The sequence below is a fragment of the Bacillus thuringiensis genome (assembly GCF_001182785.1).
GTDB classification, from domain to species: domain Bacteria; phylum Bacillota; class Bacilli; order Bacillales; family Bacillaceae_G; genus Bacillus_A; species Bacillus_A thuringiensis_S.
Genome location: NZ_CP012099.1, coordinates 5,118,018 through 5,136,448, shown reverse-complemented (window position 1 = coordinate 5,136,448; position 18,431 = coordinate 5,118,018). Strand labels below are relative to the sequence as shown.

The following is an 18,431-nucleotide window of genomic DNA, read 5'->3' as shown; positions in this document are numbered from 1 at the left end:
GTGAGATGAATTGTATGAAAAATTTGCCGAATTTTATATATATTATGCATTATTTCATATCAAAAATTGTCGAATTCACATTATTGTAGTGGTATGACAACTTAAAAAATTAGATTGTTATAATGGGATGGTGAGTAAGTATGCACGCAGAGAAATTAGGAAGTGAAATTAAGAAAATTAGAGTGTTGAGAGGATTAACACAAAAACAGTTATCCGAGAACATATGTCATCAATCGGAAGTAAGCAGAATTGAATCGGGTGCAGTATACCCAAGTATGGATATATTGCAAGGTATTGCAGCAAAATTACAAATTCCCATTATTCATTTTTATGAGGTACTCATTTATTCGGATATTGAAAGAAAAAAACAGTTTAAAGATCAAGTCATTATGCTTTGTAAGCAAAAAAGATATAAAGAAATTTATAATAAAGTATGGAATGAGCTGAAAAAGGAAGAATATCATCCTGAATTCCAGCAATTTCTTCAATGGCAATATTATGTAGCTGCTTACGTATTGAAAAAAGTCGATTACGAATATTGTATTTTAGAATTAAAGAAATTGCTCAATCAACAATTGACAGGAATAGATGTATATCAGAATCTTTATATTGAAAACGCAATTGCAAACATTTATGCTGAAAATGGCTATTTGAAGAAGGGTATTGATTTATTTGAACAAATATTAAAACAATTAGAGGCATTGCATGATAATGAAGAATTTGACGTGAAGGTAAGGTATAATCATGCAAAAGCATTATACTTAGATAGTCGATATGAAGAATCACTTTATCAAGTAAATAAAGCGATTGAAATATCATGCCGAATTAATAGTATGGCATTAATTGGACAGCTATATTATCAAAGAGGTGAATGCCTAAGGAAGTTGGAGTATGAAGAGGCAGAGATTGAAGATGCATATAAGAAGGCAAGTTTCTTTTTTGATATATTAGAAATGCATGCATATAAAGAAGCGCTTGTAAATAAAATCAGCAGATAAACAACCTAAAAAGTGGATATGCATAATTGCATACAATGTGAATAAATTTTCATGATATATTAAAAGTAAAAAATGTGGGTGATGGAATATGAAGAAATTACTTATTGGTAGTTTATTAACGTTAGCAATGGCATGGGGTATTTCATTAGGTGATACAGCATTAGAGAAAAGTCAAATAATTTCTCATAATGATCAAGAGGTACAAGTAGCTGCAGATTTACCTTTTGAGTTTTAAAAAACAACCGCCTTATTTAGACGGTTGTTTTTTTATGGAGTAACATCCAAACGTCTTTACTAGAAACAGGTTTGCTAATAAAGAACCCTTGAATGTGATCACAATTTTGTCTATGTAAAAAGTCCCATTCTTCTTCTGTTTCTACACCTTCTGCAATCACTTCTAAATTTAGTTCTTTTGATAGTGTAATAATGGAAGAGACAATTGCTTCTTCTAAAGGGCTAGTTGTAATTCCACAAATAAACTCTCGAGCAATTTTTAATATGTTAATTGGATATTTTGTTAAATAAGCTAAAGAACTATAACCAGTTCCAAAGTCATCGATTGAAATTTGAATACCGAGATTTTGAAGTTGTTCTAGTTTTGCAACTACAGATTGATTTTGATTAATTGCGATGCTTTCCGTAATTTCAATATCTAGTGCTTCTGGTTTCAGTTCTGTTTCTTCCAACACCTTTGAAATAGTTGGGATTAAATCTGCATGGTTAAATTGAACAACAGATAAATTCACACCAACTTTTAAGTGAGAAAACCCTTGATTATGCCATCTTTTTGCCTCTAAACAGGCAGTACGTAAAATCCAATTGCCAAGTTCAATAATAAAACCGGTTTCCTCTGCTAGAGGGATAAATTGGGCAGGAGATACGATACCGAGTTTTGGATGCTTCCAACGTATTAATGCTTCAAAACCGATAATTTGTTTTGTTTTTGTGCTTACTTGTGGCTGATATTCAAGGAAAAATTCATTTTGTTGTAATGCTTTTGAAAGTTCACCTTCTAAGAATTGAATTTCATTTTGAGCAATACTCATTTCTTTTGAGAAGAAAACAAATCTGTTTTTTCCATTTGCCTTCGCACGGTACATAGCCATATCAGCATTTTTCATTAACTCATTTACATCAGTTCCATAATCAGGATACATCGCAATTCCGATACTTGGTGTAATAGAGAGTTCTTCGCCTTGAATGAAGAATGGTTTGTTTAAAATAGTTAAAATCTGTTCAGCTATAAAAATTGCACTTTTTTCTGAATACATTTCTGGTAATAGAATTGTAAACTCATCTCCACCTTGGCGAGCGACGACATCTTTTGAACGCAAGCAACCGCGTAGTCTTTTTGCTACTTCAATTAATAATAAATCTCCGACGTCATGACCAAGTCTATCGTTAATTTTTTTAAATCGATCTAAATCAAGGAATATGACAGCAACATCATTTGCGTTAGTTTGTGCTGTATTTAACATGGCTTTTAAATCCTTTTCGAATTTTCGGCGATTTGGTAATCCAGTAAGTGCATCGTGAAAGGCTAAATGCTCTACTTGTTTTTGTTTTTCATATAAAGTGGTAATATCACGCGCTATCCCAAACATTCCGACCACTTCTTTGTTTATAAAAATAGGGATAAGTGTAATATGGAGATAATAATAATAGCCTTCTTGTTCTTTTGTACGAACTTCTAACGTTTGTGGCCTGCCTTCCTTTGTAATTTGTAAAGCCTTCTTTAGTAGTTCGTGGTCTTTTGAATCAATGAAGTGTACCAGAGTATAGCTTGCTACTTCGCAATAATAGGCAGTAAATAAGCTTTCGCACGCCTTATTAGATTGTTGAAAAATACCATTCATATTTAAAGAGAAAACGGCATCGGGATGATCTTCGAATAAAGATTTATAGCGTTGTTCACTTTTTGATAATGCAAATGCACCTTCTTCAACTTCGTCCTCTAGTTGTGTAGTCAACTGTTCGTATGTAAGGATTAGTGCTTGATTATCTTTCCATATGTAAAGTTGTCTCAAGAATAACAAAATAAGTGATAATACGAGACCAATTAACATAAATTTATCATCCCAAGGTTGAATGATAATAAAGGAAAAAGTAATAATTATACTAAAATAAGGTAGTATGAAACGTACATAATCGAATCGATAATATTTTGCTTTCGTTTCATGTTGCATTGGTTTATCCAAGATATATAGTATGGAAGAAAGTCCAATTAATAAAATAGAAGCAGTGTGTATTAAATAATTAAATTCAGGAGAAGTTTTCATCCCAAAATTTAATTGAAACAGATGAATGTAACCATATACGAGTATAATAGTGAAACCGATAATTAATGCGATTCTACTAGAAGAATATTGTTCTCTTCTATATAGACTAATAACTGCGTAAATTACTAATGATTGTGCAATAAAATAGCCAATTAAAATCCAAGTTTCCTTTGTTAGCATACGGAAGCTTGAAAGGTCCAAGATAAAAGTTAAAGTGAAATAAATGTTCATAATAACAATAAAGATGCTATCGAATGAAAATTGAGCAAGACCCTTAATAGAGTAAATTTTTATAAACTTTATAGCAAATCCAACAAAGAGTAAAACATATTGTATGATAAAAAAAGGTAATGCTTTATATGAGAATATAACTTGCTCATGAATAGAAAGTGAATGAAGGAATAAAGTTATCTCCATAGCTAACCCGCATAGACAAGTACATAATAATAAAATCCAAAATAATTTATCACCATGCGTCATTTTTCTAATCGCTTTACATAAGCAATAGCAAGAAAAAAGTGCAGCGAAACAGAATAAGAAAAGAATCCCGATTTCTTTTATATTCAACTCATTTGGTATAAGGAATATCCAAAGAGCAAATATAAATATGTATATTATGACAGATTGTATATACTTTTTTTGATTAATCATATTATGACTCCGTTTCAATAAAGTTGAATCTCGGGGAGAAAATGCTAATTTAAATAATAGCATATAAAATAGAATATTTTTTACTATAAAAATTACTTTTTTGAAATAATGGTGCAAAGTTACAATTTACCACTGTAACTTTGCACCACCTATTCTTTTAATTCCTCTTATAGCAGAAAGTTCATCTATTAATTGGAATAGTGCTAAGTCTTTTTGTTTACTTTCAATCATAATATCGAAATTATGATTGTTTTTTTTTGCAACGTGTAAGAAGGGCTTAATAAACTCTAAATCGATATATTCAGCATGAGCCCTAAATTCTTTTTCCGATCTCGGGGAGGAAATGTGAACTTTAGGAGAGATATTTGTATGTGACCAAGTTTCAAAAATTGCAGGAAGCAACCCTTCTAGTGGTTCCTCGCAAAGATTGGCCATATGATGATGATAATCAAATACAAATGGGATATTTTCTTTTTGGCAAATTGATAAAGTTTCAGAAGTTGTATATGTTTTATCATCGTTTTCAAGAGTCATTTGTTTTTTTATATGTGCAGGAAGTTTTTTTATGTTTTCATGGAAGCGCTCAATTGCCTTTTCTTTATTTCCATAGGCTCCACCTACATGAATATTAATGTAAGAAGAATCTGCAATGCCTATAGCATCCAATATTTTATAATGATAAGTCATATCCGTAATAGCGTTAGTAGTAATATGTGGCTTGTCGCTTGTAAATAACGTAAATTGATTTGGATGAAAACTTATTCGTAAATTGTGTTCTTTAATTAAAGCGCCTATTTTACGCCAAAGTGGTGTGAATACCCCAATATAGTCAAATTCGACTTCGGGATGTGTTGCAAGTGGAACGATGGAAGACGATAGGCGATATAGCGGGATTTCATGCGCTATATTGTAATGAAGGATACGTATTGTGTGCTCTAAATTTTGCCTTATAACATGGTACAGTTTGTCTTCTCGCTCTTGTTTACTGAGTTTTTTAAAGCTTGTAAACGTCATTGTTTTGGCAGGAGAACAGTCCCAGAGTGCCATTGCATGTGAGACATATCCAAATCGCATAATCATATGAGATACACCTCTTTTATTCATTGTCTTTCCTATAAAAAGAAAGCAAACATTGTTCCAATCCATTCCTTTCCTCTATCGATAAGAGAAGGTGGGTTTACATCGCTATAGGAAAGTACGGATGCATTCTCTAGATCTTCATGGAATTTATTTTTTACTGTTTGAATGAAATGTTTATTATATAACAGGCAGTTTATTTCATGGTTAATATATAAACTTCTCATATCAAAGTTTGCTGTTCCGATATCACAAATATCATCATCCACTATAATAATTTTGGCGTGAAAAAAACCTTGTTGAAATGCGTAAATATTGCAACCAGCCTGTATTAATTTTCGGCAGTACGGGAATTTTGCTTCTCGAACGAGAGGGTGATCAGCTTTTTCTGGAACGAGAATTGTGATTTGAACCCCTCTTTCTCTTGCTTTTAATAAGGCATCCATAATTTTTTTCCCTGGAATGAAATATGGTGTACCGATAAAGATTTCTTTTTTCGCCTCTCTAATTAAATGTAAAAAAGTATGCTGTAAATAAGCACCATCAGTCGGAATAAATTGATGTAGGATGGTACCTTTGTGTTGTTTTGGAAAATAGAGAGAAGCATTCAATAAATTCTGTTTCGTATCATCAAACCAGTCATGCAAAAATTGCTTTTGTAAATCTTGAACCCCTTCTCCTGTAAGACGTAAATGATAGTCTCGCCATAATCCTAAATTTTCATTATGCCCTAGATATTCTTCGCCGATATTAAATCCCCCGATATAACCGGTTTTCCCATCAATCACTGTAATTTTTCTATGATTTCTTTGATTGGCAGAAAAGAAAGGAAGAGGAAACTTTACCTTATGACAAAATGAAAAAGATACACCATGTTTTTGCAGGGAGCGAATAGATTCGTTTGATAAATAATGGCTGCCAAATCGATCAAGTAAAAGTCGTACTTCAATTCCTTCCTGAGCCTTATCAATCAGCAACTTTAAAAATTCACGACTGATTTTATCGTTTTTTACAATGAAGAATAAAATATGAATGTGGTGCTGTGCTTGTTTTATATCAGTAAATAAGGCATCGTACAAATCTTTCCCGTATGTATAAAGGTGAAAATCACTTTGACGTAAAGGGAAAGTGCGAGAGCTTACCCGTTTTAAATGAAGAAATCTCCCGTATGAAAGGTCAATTGTAATCCAAAGAGCAATGGATATTAACAAAAGAGATAAGTAGAGCATCAGTGAATTCCCTCCTTCGCATTCTTTTCACCTTCAGTTTGTTACAAATGATACGGGTAGCACGGCTGTTATTATAAATTTCATCAGATGATAGTATGTTGCACTGATTAAAGTTTCACTTTCCCCCGCTTAAACGGGCAGTAAGCTTCCTACTTCAAAAATTGATGAATAAGCAGAAGTTAGTTTGGAAATCAGCTGCCCGTAAAAGCCCGATTGGTTCAACTAATAATCAGTGGGGGATGAACCACCCCCGCTGATTAAAGTTTCACTTTCCCCCGCTTAAACGGGCAGTAAGCTTCCTACTTCAAAAATTGATGAATAAGCAGAAGTTAGTTTGGAAATCAACTGCCCGTAAAAGCCCGATTGGTTCAACTAATAATCAGTGGGGGATGAACCCTCCCCGCTGATTAAAGTTTCACTTTCCCCCGCTTAAACGGGCAGTAAGCCTCCTACTTCAAAAATTGATGAATAAGCAGAAGTTAGTTTGGAAATCAACTGCCCGTAAAAGCCCGATTGGTTCAACTAATAATCAGTGGGGGATGAACCACCCCCGCTGATTAAAGTTTCACTTTACCCCGCTTTAACGGGCAGTAAGCTTCCTACTTCAGAAATTGATGAATAAGCAGAAGTTAGTTTGGAAATCAACTGCCCGTAAAAGCCCGATTGGTTCAACTAATAATCAGTGGGGGATGAACCACCCCCGCTGATTAAAGTTTCACTTTACCCCGCTTTAACGGGCAGTAAGCTTCCTACTTCAGAAATTGATGAATAAGCAGAAGTTAGTTTGGAAATCAACTGCCCGTAAAAGCCCGATTGGTTCAACTAATAATCAGTGGGGGATGAACCACCCCTACTGATTAAAGTTTCACTTTATAGTTTCACCGAAATAAACAGCTTTATGAAAAAATGTGTTGTTCTATAACAAAAAACTGTTGACTGAATGCTCACTCATTATATAATGGGGATAGGGGATATAATTCAGAAAATTATATATTTTTGAAGATTCAAAAAAGAAAGAGGGCTTACAAAGAGAGGGGTAGCATAAAAATGAATAGCTTACTGATCATTAATTGGCTGGCTGCCATTGCTGTTATTGCTTATGCAGGGTATTTGTTTGTATATCTTATACGGACGAGAATGGCCTACATACAATTAGGAAAAAAAATTGAATTTGACCGTCGTTTTAAAGAGCGTTGGGATCTCCTTAAGGTCAATGTTTTCGGTCAGAAAAAGCTGCTGAAAGATAAGAAAAGCGGCATCATTCACGTTATGTTCTTTTACGGATTTATTCTTGTCCAATTTGGAGCAATTGACTTCGTTTGGAAAGGACTCGCACCAGGATCACATCTTCCACTTGGACCACTATACCCTGCATTTACATTCTTCCAGGAAATTGTCACACTTGTTATTTTAATTGCAGTATTTTGGGCTTTTCATAGACGTTATGTAGAAAAGCTTGTTCGTTTAAAACGTAACTTCAAATCAGGTCTTGTTCTTATCTTTATCGGTGGTTTAATGATTTCTGTGCTACTTGGTAACGGTATGGGACTTATATGGCATGGCGAGGAGCTTTCATGGAGTGAACCAATCGCTTCTGCAACCGCTTACGTTTTTAGCGGGATAAATGAAACCGTAGCCATTTCAGTGTTCTATTTTTCTTGGTGGGTGCATTTACTAATTTTGTTAACGTTTTTAGTGTATGTTCCACAATCAAAACATGCGCATTTAATTGCGGGACCAGCTAATGTATTCTTCGGTCGTCTTTCAAACCCAGGGAAGCTTGAAAAGATTGATTTTGAAGATGAAACGCAAGAAACATTTGGTGTTGGTAAAATTGAAGACTTTAGACAAAATCAACTTATTGACTTATACGCTTGTGTAGAGTGTGGCCGTTGTACAAATATGTGTCCGGCAACAGGTACAGGAAAAATGTTATCGCCGATGGACTTAATTTTAAAACTTCGAGATCATTTAACTGATAAAGGAGCTGCGGTAACATCAAAAGCACCGTGGGTTCCAGTAGTTGCCTTCAATAATACACAAGGAAATCAGTTAGCGATGATGGCAGCTGGAAAAGGACAACAAGAATCAGCGGCTACAACGTTCGCTTACGATCCGAGTTTAATCGGAGATGTTATTACAGAGGAAGAGATTTGGGCATGTACAACGTGTCGTAACTGTGAAGATCAATGTCCAGTTATGAATGAGCATGTTGACAAAATTATTGATTTACGTCGATATCTCGTTTTAACAGAAGGAAAAATGGACGCGGAAGCACAACGCGCGATGACAAATATCGAGCGTCAAGGGAATCCGTGGGGTCTGAACCGTAAAGAGCGTGAAACATGGCGCCAAGGTGATGACGAAGTAACAGTTCCGACTGTAAAAGAAAAATCAAAAGCTGGTGAGGAATTCGAGTATTTATTCTGGGTTGGTTCAATGGGATCATACGACAACCGTAGTCAGAAGATTGCAATATCATTTGCGAAGTTAATGAACGAAGCAGGCATTTCATTCGCAATTCTCGGTAATAAAGAAAAGAATTCTGGGGATACACCACGCCGCCTTGGGAATGAATTTGTATTCCAAGAGATGGCGACAAAGAATATCGAAGAATTTGAAAAGGCAGGAGTGAAGAAAATCGTTACGATTGATCCTCATGCTTATAACACATTTAAAAATGAGTATCCGGACTTTGGCTTGCAAGCAGAAGTCTATCATCATACAGAATTGTTAGCTCAGTGGGTGAAAGAAGGGCTCTTAAAGCCTGTTCACGCTATTGAAGAAACAGTTACGTACCATGATTCCTGTTATTTAGGAAGATACAACGAAGTGTACGAAGCGCCACGTGACATTTTGAAAGCGATTCCTGGAGTGAATCTTGTAGAAATGGCACGTAACCGTGAAACTGGAATGTGCTGTGGCGCAGGTGGTGGCTTAATGTGGATGGAAGAAACAACAGGTTCTCGTATTAACGTTGCTCGTACAGAACAAGCATTAGCTGTACAGCCATCCATTATCGGTACAGGTTGTCCATATTGCTTAACGATGATCAGTGATGGAACGAAAGCGAAAGAGGTAGAAGAGAAAGTCCAAACTCTTGATGTGACAGAGATTTTAGAACGATCTGTTATCGGACAGAAAAAAGAAGCGATGTAGTTTGTAAGAATGTATACAACTTTAGAAAGAGGTGCAATGATTGCACCTCTTCTCAACGTAGGGATACCGAGCGAGCGCTCAGTGTTAAAAAATGAAATGGGGGAAAGAAACATGAGTAAAACAGTTATTTTAAGTGCTGCAAGAACACCAGTTGGAAAATTTGGAGGATCTTTAAAAGATGTAAAAGCGACGGAACTTGGAGGAATTGCAATTAAAGCAGCGCTTGAAAGAGCGAATGTTGCGGCTAGTGATGTTGAAGAAGTTATATTTGGAACGGTTATTCAAGGTGGACAGGGACAAATTCCATCGCGCCAAGCTGCAAGGGCTGCTGGAATCCCTTGGGAAGTACAGACGGAAACAGTGAATAAAGTTTGTGCATCAGGGCTTCGTGCGGTTACGTTAGCGGATCAGATTATTCGTACTGGCGATCAATCACTGATTGTAGCTGGCGGTATGGAGTCGATGAGTAACAGTCCTTACATTTTACGCGGAGCAAGATGGGGATACAGAATGGGAAACAACGAAGTTATTGATTTAAACGTTGCTGACGGTTTAACATGCGCATTTTCAGGTACACACATGGGTGTTTATGGCGGAGAAGTTGCGAAGGAAGATGGAATTTCTCGCGAAGCGCAAGATGAATGGGCATATCGTAGCCATCAGCGTGCGGTTTCAGCGCATAAAGAAGGACGTTTTGAAGAGGAGATTGTGCCAGTAACGATCCCGCAAAGAAAAGGCGATCCTATTGTCGTTGCAAAGGATGAGGCGCCGCGTGAAGATACAACGATTGAAAAGTTAGCAAAGTTAAAACCAGTATTTGATAAGACAGCAGCGGTGACAGCTGGTAATGCGCCAGGACTAAACGATGGTGGTGCTGCACTTGTATTAATGAGCGAAGACAGAGCGAAGCAAGAAGGAAGAAAGCCATTAGCGACAATTTTGGCGCATACAGCAATTGCAGTGGAATCTAAAGATTTCCCAAGAACGCCAGGTTATGCAATTAACGCATTGCTTGAAAAAACAGGCAAGACAATTGAAGACATCGATTTATTCGAGATTAATGAAGCATTTGCAGCGGTAGCAATTGCAAGTACAGAAATCTCAGGAATTGATCCAGAAAAATTGAATGTAAATGGCGGCGCAGTGGCGATGGGACATCCGATTGGAGCAAGCGGAGCGCGCATTATCGTAACATTAATCCATGCACTTAAGCAGCGCGGCGGCGGAATTGGAATTGCTTCGATTTGTAGCGGTGGCGGTCAAGGGGACGCAGTGATGATTGAAGTTCACTAATCAAAGTTCGAGGGTATAAAATTTATTAACAATTAAGGGGGAAGAAAAAATGGGTGTACAAAAGATTGTTGTAATTGGTGCAGGGCAAATGGGATCAGGGATTGCGCAAGTATGTGCAATGGCAGGGTATGACGTGAAGGTACAAGATCTAAAACAAGAGCAATTAGATAGAGGATTGGCTATCATTACGAAAAACTTAGCGCGCCAAGTAGAAAAAGGACGCATGAAGGAAGAAGAGAAGGAAGAAACATTAAATCGTCTTACAGTAACGCTTGATTTAGATTGTGTGAAAGAAGCGGATCTTATTATTGAAGCAGCTGTTGAGAAAATGGATATTAAAAAGAAAATATTTGCGAATCTAGATGAAATCGCACCAGAACACGCTATTTTAGCAACGAATACGTCATCTCTACCAATTACAGAAATTGCAGCAGTAACGAAGCGTCCGGAAAAGGTAATCGGTATGCACTTTATGAATCCAGTTCCAGTTATGAAGCTTGTTGAGATTATTCGTGGTTTGGCTACAGATGATGCGGTATATGAAGCAATTGAAGATATTACGAAAAAAATTGGGAAAGTACCAGTTGAAGTAAATGATTTCCCAGGTTTCGTATCAAACCGCATTTTGCTACCGATGATTAACGAAGCAATTTATACGTTATATGAAGGTGTAGCGACGAAAGAAGCAATTGATGAAGTAATGAAGCTTGGTATGAACCATCCGATGGGGCCTTTGACGCTCGCTGATTTTATCGGTTTAGATACGTGTTTATACATTATGGAAGTGTTGCATGAAGGATTAGGAGATAGTAAATATCGCCCATGTCCGTTATTACGTAAGTATGTGAATGCAGGATGGTTAGGTCGTAAAACAGGTCGTGGATTCTACGTTTACGAATAAATTCCCCCTTTGTTACAAAATAGTGGTCTTACCAAATTGTTAAGAGGATATATAGCAAATGGAGGCGGAGTATATGAACTTTCGTTTTAATGAAGAGCAGCAAATGATGAGGAAAATGGTTCGGGATTTTGCACAGAAGGAAATAGCTCCCTTTGTTCCTAGCATGGAACAAGGGGTGTTCCCAAAAGAGATTTTGCAAAAGATGGGTGAGCTTGGATTAATGGGTATTCCAGCGCCTGCGAAATACGGCGGGGCAGAAATGGATTTTATTTCTTACATTCTAGCAATTGAGGAGATCTCAAAGGTAAGTGCCACAGTTGGTGTAATTTTAGCTGTACATACGTCAGTTGGAATGAATCCGATTTTATATTTCGGAACAGAAGAACAGAAGAAAAAATATGTTTCTAAACTTGCAACCGGGGAATATTTAGGTGCATTTGCTTTAACAGAGCCAAATGCAGGATCAGATGCAGGGAGTTTGAAATCAAGAGCTGTGAAAAAAGGCGATCATTATATTATTAATGGATCGAAAGTGTTTATTACAAATGGTGGTGAAGCAAGTACATACATTGTATTCGCTTCTACAAATCCAGAGGCAGGGAAAAGCGGGATTTCAGCATTTATAGTAGAGAAAGATACACCTGGTTTAATCATCGGAAAAGATGAACATAAGATGGGGCTTCTCGGTTCTCGTACAGTACAACTTACTTTTGAAGATATGAAAGTGCCAACGGAGAATTTACTTGGGGAAGAAGGACAAGGATTCAAAGTGGCGATGGCGAATTTAGATGTTGGGCGAATTGGAATCGGTGCACAGGCGTTAGGAATTGCTGAAGCGGCGCTTGCATGTGCGATTGATTATGCAAAAGAACGAGAGCAATTTGGGAAACCGATTGCGGCGCAGCAAGGGATTGGCTTCAAACTTGCAGATATGGCAACGAGTGTCGAAGCAGCAAGGTTACTCGTATATAGAGCGGCATCTCTTAGGGCACAAGGATTACCATGCGGTAAAGAAGCATCTATTGCAAAATTATTTGCTTCTAAGACAGCGGTTGAAGTCGCGATTGAGGCGGTGCAAGTATTTGGTGGTTACGGTTATACGAAAGACTATCCAGTAGAAAGATTTTTCCGTGATGCGAAAATTACGCAAATATATGAGGGAACGAGTGAAATACAGAAACTTGTTATTAGCCGTGCTTTATAAAAGGACGAGGGGGAGACGGAGATGCATTTTAAACTATCAGAAGAACATGAAATGATAAGAAAAATGGTTCGAGATTTTGCTAAGAATGAAGTGGCGCCAACAGCAGCTGAGCGTGATGAGGAAGAGCGATTTGATCGAGAGTTATTTGATCAAATGGCAGAGCTTGGTTTAACCGGTATTCCATGGCCTGAAGAGTACGGTGGAATTGGAAGCGATTACTTAGCGTACGTAATTGCTATTGAAGAATTATCTCGAGTTTGTGCTTCAACAGGTGTAACACTATCTGCACATACTTCACTTGCGGGATGGCCAATTTTTAAATTTGGGACGGAAGAACAAAAGCAAAAGTTTTTACGACCGATGGCTGAAGGGAAGAAAATTGGTGCATACGGTTTAACGGAGCCAGGATCTGGATCGGATGCTGGTGGAATGAAGACAATCGCAAAGAAAGATGGCGACCATTATATTTTAAATGGATCAAAAATTTTCATTACAAATGGCGGTATTGCTGATATTTATGTTGTTTTTGCGCTAACTGATCCTGAATCGAAGCAGCGCGGTACGAGTGCATTTATTGTAGAAAGCGATACACCAGGATTTTCAGTTGGGAAGAAGGAGAGCAAGCTAGGGATTCGCTCTTCACCAACGACTGAAATTATGTTTGAAGATTGCCGTATTCCCGTAGAGAATCTACTTGGAGAAGAGGGGCAAGGATTTAAAGTTGCGATGCAAACATTAGATGGAGGTCGTAACGGTATTGCGGCGCAAGCTGTTGGTATTGCACAAGGGGCTTTAGATGCTTCTGTAGAATATGCAAGGGAGCGCCATCAATTTGGAAAGCCAATTGCGGCGCAGCAAGGGATTGGCTTTAAACTTGCGGATATGGCAACAGATGTAGAAGCGGCACGCCTTTTAACATATCAAGCGGCTTGGCTTGAATCAGAAGGGCTTCCGTATGGAAAAGAATCGGCGATGTCAAAAGTATTTGCAGGGGATACAGCGATGAAGGTGACGACTGAAGCGGTGCAAGTATTTGGTGGTTACGGTTATACGAAAGATTATCCAGTAGAACGTTATATGCGAGATGCAAAGATTACACAAATATATGAAGGAACACAAGAGATTCAGAGGCTTGTAATTTCTCGTATGTTAACGAAGTAGGAACGAAAGCGTAGGTATTTTCCTACGCTTTTTCCTTCCAAAAAATAATAGAGAGAGGTGAAGGGAATGGTTAAACATAATGTACATGCATCGGTGAAAGATGAAAAATTAGTTGCGTTAAGACGTGAACAAATGATTAAAGGTGCGGTGCAACTGTTTAAACAAAAAGGATTTCCGCGTACCACAACGAGAGAGATTGCAAAAGCGGCTGGGTTTAGTATAGGGACACTTTATGAGTACATTCGTACAAAAGATGATGTTTTGTATTTAGTTTGTGATAGTATATATGAACATGTAAAAGAACGATTAGAGGAAGTAGTCTGTACAGAAAAAGGGAGTATAGAAAGTTTAAAGGTAGCGATAACGAATTACTTTAAAGTGATGGACGAATTACAAGAAGAAGTATTAATTATGTATCAAGAAGTACGTTTTTTACCGAAAGAATCTCTCCCATATGTATTAGAAAAAGAGTTTCAAATGGTAGGAATGTTTGAGGATATTTTAGAACAGTGTACGGAAAACGGAACATTTATATTAAATAAAAAAGAAATACAGCTTCTTGCACATAATATTTTTATACAAGGACAAATGTGGGGGTTTAGACGCTGGGCGCTGCAAAAACTGTATACGCTCGAAGAATATACAGAAATGCAAATTAGGTATGTGTTACAAGGTGCCCATATGCTTCCGAAATAAGGAACAGACAAATTATTAATTTTATTGCCATATAAAAGTTTCCCGTTTTTTTTGTAGCATATTTGTGCGACTTTTGTTTATAATGAATAGTATGGATTTTTTTAGGCAGACCGTTATATATAAGGTTATATTTGATGAAAGGAAGTGCCGCATAAGTGAATTTTAAGCAATATTCACCAGAAGAGCTAAAAGAATGTTCAATGATTGAAGTTGTACATAGCGTTTTAGGGGATAAAAGACAAGCAACGACATTCAACGAGTTGGTTCAAGAAATCGCTCAAGTGCTGGGACTATCTCAAGAGCAAGTTAATGCGAAACTCGCACAATTTTATACAGACTTAAACATCGATGGACGTTTCATTAATTTAGGAGAAAATCGTTGGGGACTACGCAGCTGGTACCCATATGAGCAAATTGATGAAGAAATTTTACCGCAGCCAAAACCGAAGAAAAAACGTAAAGTTGAAGAAGACGGTTTTGACGACTACATTGAAGAAGATGAAGATGACTTTGACGATGCAGACGGAAATGCAGACGAAGAAGATGATGTAGAAGATTTGGACAAGGTTCTTGAAGATGAAGACGGAGACGACGATGATCTTGATGATTTAGATGAAGATGAAGAAGACGACTTCGCTGAAGAAGAACTTGAGTATGATGAAACTGAAGAAGAAGAAGAGGAAGAACTGTAGTTCTTGACTTTTCATTATCGTCCATGTAGAATCATTTTTGGGCTCTTTAAAAAAGGACGATAATACTTTTAAAGTGTAAATATAAAAGAAAATTGCTCCCTACTTATTACTTTATGTGATGAGGGGAGCAATTTTCTTTTTTGTTTTTTGTTTAGAAAATAAAAAGAGTCTAACAATAAGATGGATACAGTGTTATCTACATACGTTGCGCTTTGCAACGGTGATTATATAACAGCAAAATAGAAGGGAGCTTTTTCATGACTAAGTATATTTTTGTAACAGGCGGTGTAGTATCGTCTTTAGGAAAAGGTATTACAGCAGCATCTCTTGGAAGACTTTTAAAAAATCGTGGTTTAAATGTAACGATTCAAAAGTTTGATCCATACATTAACGTAGACCCAGGGACTATGAGCCCATACCAACACGGTGAGGTATTCGTAACAGATGATGGCGCAGAAACTGACTTAGACCTTGGTCACTATGAGCGTTTTATCGACATTAACTTAAACAAATACAGCAACGTAACAACAGGTAAAATTTACTCTTCAGTTCTTCAAAAAGAGCGTCGCGGTGAATATCTAGGAGGAACAGTTCAAGTTATTCCTCATATTACTAACGAAATTAAAGAGCGCGTATATCGTTCTGGCCGTGAAACAAATGCGGATGTTGTTATTACAGAAATCGGTGGAACTGTTGGTGATATCGAGTCTCTACCATTCTTAGAAGCAATCCGTCAAATTAAGAGCGACATTGGTCGTGACAATGTAATGTACATTCACTGTACGTTAATCCCGTACTTAAAAGCAGCGGGTGAAATGAAAACAAAACCGACGCAACATAGCGTTAAAGAGCTTCGTAGCTTAGGCATTCAACCAAACATTATCGTTGTTCGTACAGAACTTCCTGTTTCTCAAGATATGAAAGACAAGCTTGCATTATTCTGTGACATCGATACAAAAGCAGTTATCGAAGCACGCGATGCAGATACTTTATATGCGGTTCCATTATCTCTTCAAGAACAAAACATGGACCAAATCGTTTGTGACCACTTAAAATTAGACAATCCAGCTGCAGATATGACAGAGTGGACTGCGCTAGTTAACAAAGTACGTAATCTTTCTAAGAAAACAAAAATCGCTCTTGTTGGTAAATATGTAGAACTTCAAGATGCATATATTTCTGTTGTAGAAGCACTTCGTCATGCTGGTTACTCATTCGACACAGATGTAGAAGTAAAATGGGTAAATGCTGAGCACGTAACAGCAGAAAATGTACAAGAATTAGTAGGAGACACAGATGGTATCCTTGTACCAGGTGGCTTCGGTGATCGTGGTGTAGAAGGTAAAATCGTTGCGATTCAATATGCTCGTGAAAACAAAGTTCCATTCTTAGGAATTTGCTTAGGTATGCAACTTGCATCAATCGAATTCGCACGTAATGTATTAGGTTTAGAAGGTGCTAACTCTTCTGAAATCAACCCTGATACACCATATGCAATCATTGACTTATTACCAGAGCAAAAAGATGTAGAGGACCTAGGTGGTACACTTCGTCTTGGTCTATACCCATGTAAGCTTGCTGAAGAAACAAATGCTTACAATGCTTATAATGAGCCGGTTGTATATGAGCGTCATCGTCATCGTTATGAGTTCAACAATCAGTTCCGTCCGGATATGGAAAAAGAAGGATTTGTATTCTCTGGTACAAGCCCAGACGGCCGTCTAGTTGAAATCATTGAATTAAAAGACCATCCTTGGTTCGTGGCAGCACAGTTCCATCCAGAACTTGTTTCTCGTCCAAACCGTCCACAACCATTGTTCCATGACTTCGTAAGAGCTTCTATTACGAATAAAGAGAGCAAGTAATAAAAAAAGCGCCTGAAATAAGGCGCTTTTTTTAATATTCATTTAACATTTCATCGATTGTAAATTTGATTCCGTGATAAGCAAATAAAGCTACTATTAAGCTTGGGAACCCGTAGCGATTACCTTCATCGTCTGGAATAAGACCTTTTAACAGTTTTGTATCAATATGTACGTCTGTATATTGTTCTAGTGATTCCGTACCTTTTTGAAGAGCAGAAATGCCGACAATAGAGTGTCCCTCTTCTTGTAGTTTTTTTGCAATTTCTACAACCGCTTCATCTGTTGAAAAACGGCTAATAAGAAGTACACGATCTGCAGAGGTTACTTCTGCTTCTTTACCATTTTCAAATAAGCGTTTTGCTTGCTTCATTGGTTCAGCACCGAATAGTGCTTCGGCAACAACGCCCTCCATTTCATTTGTACCATATAAATAAATGAAACCATCGCCAACTAGTGCTTGAGCAAGTAAACGAGCACTATCTTCTATATTCATTTCCTCTTTTTGGGAAACTCTGGAGAAATAACCACTTAATTGAGTTGAAAAAATTTTTAACATAATGTTACTCCCTTCGTACGTGTTTGCCGGCTTTCATTATAATTTATTTTTTTCGAAAGGTGAAATCGTAGGGTAGCATAACAAAATAGGAAACGGTAAAATAAGAAAGAATAGGAAGGAATTTGCCAAAGAATAGCGAAAATAAATCGTTAAGATATAAGAAGCTTTAAATCTTGTACTTACACAGAAAGGTTGGGAATTATGGAAGGTAAAATTTTAATCGTTGATGATCAATATGGGATTCGTGTTTTATTACATGAAGTGTTCCAAAAAGAAGGTTATCAGACATTCCAAGCAGCGAATGGATTTCAAGCTTTAGATATCGTGAAAAAAGATAATCCAGATTTAGTAGTGTTAGATATGAAAATTCCAGGCATGGATGGTATAGAGATTTTAAAGCATGTAAAAGAAATTGATGAGAGTATTAAAGTAATTTTAATGACTGCTTATGGAGAGCTTGATATGATCCAAGAAGCAAAAGATTTAGGTGCTTTAATGCATTTTGCTAAACCATTTGATATTGATGAAATTCGTCAAGCTGTGAGAGAGCAACTTGCTGTAGAGGCGTAAAAAATGAATTTTTTATAAAAAATATGGAAAAAAGCGTTTACATGGACTATTGAGCAGGTGAATACAGTTGAGTTTTTGAGTACAAGTTGTTATCCTATTG

15 protein-coding genes are annotated in these 18,431 nt (G+C 36.9%); 11 read left to right on the top strand and 4 right to left on the bottom strand.

All coding sequences use genetic code 11. From position 1 onward, the window contains the following. The first annotated feature begins 140 nt into the window (after window positions 1-140). Both AC241_RS26565 and AC241_RS26560 read left to right on the top strand, forming a co-directional pair. A complete protein-coding gene (locus tag AC241_RS26565; protein WP_016079630.1) occupies window positions 141-998 on the top strand; it encodes a helix-turn-helix domain-containing protein in 858 nt (285 codons plus the stop codon). An 88-nt stretch (window positions 999-1,086) separates the two neighbouring features. Beyond that, a complete protein-coding gene (locus tag AC241_RS26560) occupies window positions 1,087-1,233 on the top strand; it encodes a quorum-sensing peptide PapR (RefSeq protein WP_016079631.1) in 147 nt (48 codons plus the stop codon). 16 nt (window positions 1,234-1,249) lie between these two features. Here AC241_RS26560 and AC241_RS26555 read toward each other — a convergent pair whose 3' ends face one another. The 3 genes from AC241_RS26555 to cls all read right to left on the bottom strand — a co-directional run bounded on the left by AC241_RS26555 (window position 1,250) and on the right by cls (window position 6,234). After that, on the bottom strand, window positions 1,250-3,928 hold the full coding sequence (locus AC241_RS26555; RefSeq protein ID WP_050844754.1) for a DUF4084 domain-containing protein: 2,679 nt from the start codon (window positions 3,926-3,928) through the stop codon (window positions 1,250-1,252). 126 nt (window positions 3,929-4,054) lie between these two features. Next, complete coding sequence (gene uvsE / locus AC241_RS26550) at window positions 4,055-5,008, bottom strand: UV DNA damage repair endonuclease UvsE (protein WP_016079633.1); 954 nt, start codon at window positions 5,006-5,008, stop codon at window positions 4,055-4,057. A 32-nt stretch (window positions 5,009-5,040) separates the two neighbouring features. After that, on the bottom strand, window positions 5,041-6,234 hold the full coding sequence (cls, locus tag AC241_RS26545; RefSeq protein WP_016079634.1) for a cardiolipin synthase: 1,194 nt from the start codon (window positions 6,232-6,234) through the stop codon (window positions 5,041-5,043). 1,047 nt (window positions 6,235-7,281) lie between these two features. On the opposite strand from cls, the gene AC241_RS26540 reads away from it, so the two are divergent. From AC241_RS26540 to pyrG, 8 genes are all read left to right on the top strand, one after another. After that, the gene (locus tag AC241_RS26540) at window positions 7,282-9,393 is read left to right on the top strand and encodes a (Fe-S)-binding protein (RefSeq protein ID WP_050844753.1); all 2,112 of its coding nucleotides are present in this window, start codon (window positions 7,282-7,284) and stop codon (window positions 9,391-9,393) included. Window positions 9,394-9,402: 9 nt separating this feature from the next. Then, on the top strand, window positions 9,403-10,686 hold the full coding sequence (locus AC241_RS26535) for an acetyl-CoA C-acetyltransferase (RefSeq protein ID WP_140163834.1): 1,284 nt from the start codon (window positions 9,403-9,405) through the stop codon (window positions 10,684-10,686). Between the two features lie 49 nt (window positions 10,687-10,735). Further along, entirely contained in the window at window positions 10,736-11,587 is an 852-nt protein-coding gene (locus AC241_RS26530) for a 3-hydroxybutyryl-CoA dehydrogenase (protein WP_029443667.1), read from the top strand. Between the two features lie 73 nt (window positions 11,588-11,660). After that, on the top strand, window positions 11,661-12,791 hold the full coding sequence (locus AC241_RS26525; RefSeq protein WP_029443666.1) for an acyl-CoA dehydrogenase: 1,131 nt from the start codon (window positions 11,661-11,663) through the stop codon (window positions 12,789-12,791). A 21-nt stretch (window positions 12,792-12,812) separates the two neighbouring features. Further along, on the top strand, window positions 12,813-13,952 hold the full coding sequence (gene acdA, locus AC241_RS26520) for an acyl-CoA dehydrogenase AcdA (RefSeq protein ID WP_050844752.1): 1,140 nt from the start codon (window positions 12,813-12,815) through the stop codon (window positions 13,950-13,952). 66 nt (window positions 13,953-14,018) lie between these two features. Continuing rightward, complete coding sequence (locus AC241_RS26515) at window positions 14,019-14,648, top strand: TetR/AcrR family transcriptional regulator (RefSeq protein ID WP_000238601.1); 630 nt, start codon at window positions 14,019-14,021, stop codon at window positions 14,646-14,648. A gap of 155 nt (window positions 14,649-14,803) precedes the next feature. Continuing rightward, complete coding sequence (rpoE, locus tag AC241_RS26510) at window positions 14,804-15,340, top strand: DNA-directed RNA polymerase subunit delta (RefSeq protein WP_016079638.1); 537 nt, start codon at window positions 14,804-14,806, stop codon at window positions 15,338-15,340. Window positions 15,341-15,597: 257 nt separating this feature from the next. Then, complete coding sequence (gene pyrG, locus AC241_RS26505) at window positions 15,598-17,205, top strand: CTP synthase (RefSeq protein WP_016079639.1); 1,608 nt, start codon at window positions 15,598-15,600, stop codon at window positions 17,203-17,205. Between the two features lie 31 nt (window positions 17,206-17,236). Here pyrG and AC241_RS26500 read toward each other — a convergent pair whose 3' ends face one another. Continuing rightward, complete coding sequence (locus AC241_RS26500) at window positions 17,237-17,761, bottom strand: DUF2529 domain-containing protein (protein WP_016079640.1); 525 nt, start codon at window positions 17,759-17,761, stop codon at window positions 17,237-17,239. A 201-nt stretch (window positions 17,762-17,962) separates the two neighbouring features. On the opposite strand from AC241_RS26500, the gene spo0F reads away from it, so the two are divergent. Next, complete coding sequence (gene spo0F, locus AC241_RS26495; protein ID WP_000398593.1) at window positions 17,963-18,331, top strand: sporulation initiation phosphotransferase Spo0F; 369 nt, start codon at window positions 17,963-17,965, stop codon at window positions 18,329-18,331. Window positions 18,332-18,431 lie beyond the last annotated feature (100 nt).

Coding starts and splice junctions, on each gene's coding strand:
- AC241_RS26565 (WP_016079630.1), top strand. CDS start 141: ATGCACGCAGAGAAATTAGGAAGTGAAATTAAGAAAATTAGAGTGTTG.
- AC241_RS26560 (WP_016079631.1), top strand. CDS start 1,087: ATGAAGAAATTACTTATTGGTAGTTTATTAACGTTAGCAATGGCATGG.
- AC241_RS26555 (WP_050844754.1), bottom strand. CDS start 3,928: ATGATTAATCAAAAAAAGTATATACAATCTGTCATAATATACATATTT.
- uvsE (WP_016079633.1), bottom strand. CDS start 5,008: ATGATTATGCGATTTGGATATGTCTCACATGCAATGGCACTCTGGGAC.
- cls (WP_016079634.1), bottom strand. CDS start 6,234: ATGCTCTACTTATCTCTTTTGTTAATATCCATTGCTCTTTGGATTACA.
- AC241_RS26540 (WP_050844753.1), top strand. CDS start 7,282: ATGAATAGCTTACTGATCATTAATTGGCTGGCTGCCATTGCTGTTATT.
- AC241_RS26535 (WP_140163834.1), top strand. CDS start 9,403: ATGTATACAACTTTAGAAAGAGGTGCAATGATTGCACCTCTTCTCAAC.
- AC241_RS26530 (WP_029443667.1), top strand. CDS start 10,736: ATGGGTGTACAAAAGATTGTTGTAATTGGTGCAGGGCAAATGGGATCA.
- AC241_RS26525 (WP_029443666.1), top strand. CDS start 11,661: ATGAACTTTCGTTTTAATGAAGAGCAGCAAATGATGAGGAAAATGGTT.
- acdA (WP_050844752.1), top strand. CDS start 12,813: ATGCATTTTAAACTATCAGAAGAACATGAAATGATAAGAAAAATGGTT.
- AC241_RS26515 (WP_000238601.1), top strand. CDS start 14,019: ATGGTTAAACATAATGTACATGCATCGGTGAAAGATGAAAAATTAGTT.
- pyrG (WP_016079639.1), top strand. CDS start 15,598: ATGACTAAGTATATTTTTGTAACAGGCGGTGTAGTATCGTCTTTAGGA.
- AC241_RS26500 (WP_016079640.1), bottom strand. CDS start 17,761: ATGTTAAAAATTTTTTCAACTCAATTAAGTGGTTATTTCTCCAGAGTT.
- spo0F (WP_000398593.1), top strand. CDS start 17,963: ATGGAAGGTAAAATTTTAATCGTTGATGATCAATATGGGATTCGTGTT.